Raw genomic sequence first — 3,954 nt, 5'->3', positions numbered from 1 at the left:
CAATTTTCTTGTTAATAAATGTCAAAAGAATTTCTAATCTTCTTTCGGCTTGTATACTTTCGCTTCTTCCTCGCCCTTTAGCACTCTTAGCGCACCCATAGCGAGCGCCTCCATCTCAACCTCACCGGGGAAAACGAAAACTTTGGCTATCCACTCCACGCGCTTTTTTATCAACTCAACGAAATCACTATCGAACGCTATTCCACCGGTAAGCACGATAGCGTCGACATTGCCCTCGAGCACCGTTGCGAGAAGCCCTATTTCTTTGGCTATCTGATATGCCATAGCCTTGATGACGAGGTCGGCAAACTGGTCTCCCTCTTTAGCCATCTGTTTTGCCACTCTCATGTCGTTGGTGCCGAGATACGCGACCATGCCACCTTTTCCGCGGAGCATATTCATGACATCTTTTTCGGAATATTTCCCCGAGAAACAAATTTTAACAAGATCAGCGGCAGGCAGACCACCGCTCCGCTCCGGTGCGAACGGACCGTCGCCGTTAAGTGCATTATTCACATCGATAACTTTGCCTCTTCTATGTGCGCCAACGGAAATGCCACCCCCCATGTGGGCTACTATAATGTTTGCTTCTTCGTATTTTTTGCCGAGCTCCCGCGCCGCCTTGCGCGCCATAGCTTTTTGATTAAGCGCATGAAATATCGAACGCCTCGTTATCAAAGGATGCCCGGAAAGCTTAGCTATGGGCTCCATCTCATCCACTACCACGGGGTCAACTATGAACGCAGGGGTTGAGTCGCTTATCTCCTTTGCTATAGCATGCGCAAGTATCCCACCGAGATTCGAGGCGTGCTGCCCCTGAACCCCCTTTCTAAGATGCTCGAGCATAATATCGTTTACAAGATATGTTCCGCCCTCAAGCGGATACAAAAGCCCGCCACGCCCTACTACCGCATCGATGGTCCGAAGCTCTATACCTGACTCGGCAAGAAAATCGATAATTATATCTTTGCGGAATTGATATTGACTCGGTATGTCCGGGAATTTGGATATCTCCTCCACATCGTGCGCTAATGATTTCGAGAGAACCTGCTTTTCATCGTCGAAAATCGCAAGCTTTGTGCTCGTTGAGCCAGGATTAATGACCAAAATTCTGAACTTGCATTGTTTCTCCATAAGTCCTCCCTCTTTTTACGGCGAAACTGTTTAACCAAAAAATAGCGTAAATTTAATCAGCAAAGTCAATATAATTTGTGGAAAAGAGTTGCTCAAGCTCAAAGTATTTAATAAATTTTTCGGTCAACGAATTTGATAAAATGCATGAGGAGATGAGATGAGAGTCAGGAATTCACTTTTTCCCACGCTCAAAGAGGACCCTTCGGATGCTGAAGTTATCTCGCATAAGCTTATGATCCGTGCAGGGCTGATAAGGCAACTTGCAGCTGGGTTATACACATTCCTTCCCATGGGCTGGCGCGCAATGCTTAAAGCTATAAGAATAATCCGTGAGGAAATGGATGCCATAGGTGGACAGGAGATATACATGCCAGCGCTGAATCCTGTTGAACTGTGGGAGGAAACGGGTCGCGTAAAAGACATGGGTGAGATCCTTTTCCGCTTCAGGGACAGAAAGGAAAGAGAACTTGTGCTTGCCCCAACCCACGAGGAGATAATAGCTGACATTGCTCGCCGGGAAATACGCTCTTTCAGGGACCTGCCTCAAATATGGTATCAGATTCAGGAGAAGTTCAGGGACGAACCGCGCTCAAGATTCGGACTTCTAAGGGTTAGAGAATTCCTTATGAAAGATTCCTATTCACTATGCGCTGATTGGGAACAGCTCGATGAAATTTATAAACTTCATGAGTACGCCTACAGGCGCATTTTCACTCGTTGCGGGCTCAAATTTGTGGTGGTAGGCGCTTCAACGGGGCTTATGGGAGGAAAGCAGTCGCAGGAATTCATGGTCGAATCGGATGCGGGCGAGGACATGACTGCGTTTTGCGAAAAGTGCGGATACGCCGCCAACACAGAAATAGCAACCGGGACACCCCAGCCATTCGAACCTGTGCGAATAGCCGAAAAGAAAAAAGTCCACACACCCGGTTTAAGGACTGTTGAGGAAGTTAGTGAATTTCTTGGTTTGCCGCCGGCGCAGATGTTGAAATCTCTCGTTTATGTAAAGGTCTCCGATGGGAAACCGGTTATGGTTCTCATTCGCGGAGACTATCAACTTAACGAGGAGAAACTCGCCCAGCACATGGGGGGAGCAGTTCGTCCTGCTACAGCTGATGAAGTGCTCAAATGGATTGGCGCGCCTATAGGATTCGTCGGACCTGTGGATTTGCCTGAGTCGATCAAAATCATAGCTGACGATGCTTTCCCGAGGGATGTCCCGTTCGCGACGGGGGCTAATGAGGAAGATTATCATGTTATGGGTTATAAGCTCGACGAAATAAGGGTTGATGAATGGGGCGATTTCAGAACCATCAAGGAGGGCGATAGGTGTCCCAGCTGTGGGAATCCGCTTAAGGTGCGGAAAACCATAGAGATAGGACACATTTTCAAGCTTGGGACAAAGTATTCGGAGGCTATGGGCGCAACATTTCTCGACTCTGCGGGAAATCAAAAGCCAATCGTAATGGGAAGCTACGGCATAGGAGTCGGAAGAATTCTTGCGGCGGCTATCGAGCTTTACGCCGACGAGAGCGGAATAGTGTGGCCCATTACTATAGCGCCATTTGAAGTTATAATAACGGCGATCGACATAACTAAACCTGAAATAAAAAAAGCTTCCGAGCAAATATATGGAAAGCTTATGGATATGGGTGTCGATGTACTCTTTGACGACCGGGACGAACGAGCTGGCGTAAAATTCAAGGATGCCGATCTGTGGGGGATACCAATAAGAGTTGTGGTGGGGAAAAAGGTGGCTGACGGGCTTGTGGAGGTAAGCCTAAGAAGAAAGCCCGAGGATAAAATCGCAGTTAAGATTGATGATGCGCCGAAAAAAGTTCTTGAAATGCGCGAAATACTTTATAGAGAGATTGATGAAAAACTAACCAATATAGAAAAACCATAACGGGGAGAAAAAATGCTTAGAGCATTTTGCAGAGCCAAAATACATATGGCTCGTATAACAGGCACTCAGCTCGAATACGATGGCTCAATAGAAATAGACCAAGACATCATGGACGCAGCAGGGATACTTCCCTGGGAGAAAGTCCAGGTCCTCAACCTCGAGAACGGAAACCGTTTGTGGACATATGTTATCCCTGGAAAGCGTGGTAGCGGCGACATAATTCTTAAAGGTCCCGCCGCTCGCAAAGGGACGGTAGGGGACAGAGTGATAATAATATCTTATGTTTACTGCACGGCAGATGAATGGGGGAACAAAAGCCCGATAGTCGTCAAACTTGACGAGAAGAACAGAATTATCAGATAGCTGGATTTAAGAGATACATTTCCTCAGCCTCCGCGGTTTCCGTTTTCCCGCGGTCTCCGCGATTCAAATTTTTCCCATCACCTTAACACTTTACCCGTAACCGCCAGAATGCCAGCTATTATTACGACCCCGCCGACGAAAATTATTATAGTTGTAGGTGCAAGCATTGGTATAAGGTAAACTCCGCATATAGCCGCCAATGTAGCGCCGAGAAGGTCCATGCCGTAGAGCATTTTGCCGCTGCCGCCCACAGCCGAACCACCCCCGAAGCAGAGTCCCGAAACGCAACCAGCAACAAAAAACATGACAACGAAAACACCGAGCGGAATGTGAAAACCTGCTTCACCGAGCGCAGCGAAAAGCACCGTAAGAGCCACGCACAAAAAGACCAATAGCAAGGTCAGATTGACATTAATTTTCTCGCCGAGATAACTTCCTACTGCGCTTCCGAGAAGGAAAATTCCTGTGGCGAGCCCTATAAGCCAGTATAAAACGCCAAAATTAGCCTGAAAAACCAGTAAAATAAGCGTTTGAATGCCTAATCCCCACAC

Annotated in this window: 4 protein-coding genes; 2 read left to right on the top strand and 2 right to left on the bottom strand. The window is 47.4% G+C overall.

All coding sequences use genetic code 11. The features are described from left to right. Positions 1-33: 33 nt before the first annotated feature. The gene (gene buk, locus J7J62_02605) at positions 34-1,134 is read right to left on the bottom strand and encodes a butyrate kinase (GenBank protein MCD6124045.1); all 1,101 of its coding nucleotides are present in this window, start codon (positions 1,132-1,134) and stop codon (positions 34-36) included. A 157-nt stretch (positions 1,135-1,291) separates the two neighbouring features. On the opposite strand from buk, the gene J7J62_02600 reads away from it, so the two are divergent. Together J7J62_02600 and J7J62_02595 are read left to right on the top strand one after the other, a co-directional pair. Then, entirely contained in the window at positions 1,292-3,040 is a 1,749-nt protein-coding gene (locus J7J62_02600; protein MCD6124044.1) for a proline--tRNA ligase, read from the top strand. A gap of 12 nt (positions 3,041-3,052) precedes the next feature. Continuing rightward, positions 3,053-3,403: an aspartate 1-decarboxylase gene (locus tag J7J62_02595; GenBank protein ID MCD6124043.1), complete on the top strand. Its 351-nt coding sequence runs from the start codon at positions 3,053-3,055 to the stop codon at positions 3,401-3,403. Between the two features lie 77 nt (positions 3,404-3,480). On the opposite strand, the gene J7J62_02590 is transcribed toward J7J62_02595, so the two are convergent. Then, positions 3,481-3,954: hypothetical protein (locus J7J62_02590; GenBank protein ID MCD6124042.1), on the bottom strand; the 474-nt coding region annotated here is incomplete at its 5' end.

The sequence above is a fragment of the bacterium genome, from assembly GCA_021159335.1.
In the GTDB taxonomy this organism is placed as follows: Bacteria; UBP14; UBA6098; order B30-G16; family B30-G16; genus JAGGRZ01.
Note: the sequence above shows the minus strand (reverse complement) of the source record. Positions and strands in the feature narration are given on the sequence as shown.